The organism is Paracoccus sp. UBA889 (assembly GCA_002294185.1).
Lineage (GTDB): Bacteria > Pseudomonadota > Alphaproteobacteria > Rhodobacterales > Rhodobacteraceae > Paracoccus.
Genome location: DBFD01000052.1, coordinates 1 through 515, shown reverse-complemented (window position 1 = coordinate 515; position 515 = coordinate 1). Strand labels below are relative to the sequence as shown.

Annotated in this window: 1 protein-coding gene; it reads left to right on the top strand. The window is 73.0% G+C overall.

The genetic code is table 11. From position 1 onward, the window contains the following. The coding region (locus tag B4L36_RS10985; protein WP_292956835.1) for a YjbH domain-containing protein at positions 1–515 on the top strand (515 nt) is incomplete at both ends.

The following is a 515-nucleotide window of genomic DNA, read 5'->3' as shown; positions in this document are numbered from 1 at the left end:
GCGCAATTCTCGATGGCGCTGAACCCGCGCCAGTCGCCCTATCCCTCCGGGCTGGAAAAGGCCCCCGCCCCGGTCCGCCCGCGCCCCGCGCCCGCCGCCGACCCCGAAGGCTGGGCGGGCGGCTGGTCGCAGGATCCGACCGCCCAGCCCGCGATCCAGAAGGCGCTTGGCGACGCCATGGCCGACGAGGGGCAGGTGCTGGAGGCGATGGCCCTGTCCTCGAACCGGGCCGAGGTGCGCCTGCGCAACCAGCGTTACATCAGCCAGGCCGAGGCCATCGGCCGCACCGCGCGGCTGATGACCCGCGCCCTGCCGCCCTCGGTCGAGACCTTCGTGATCACCTCGACCGCCGAGGGCGTGCCGACCTCGTCCGTGACCCTGCGCCGTTCGGATGTGGAGCGGCTGGAAAATACCGAAGCCGGCCGGATCGCCGCCGCCTCGACCCTGTCGGATGCCGGGCGCCCCGCCGGTCTGGTCTATGCCGAGAACGCCTATCCGCGCTTTCGCTGGTCGCT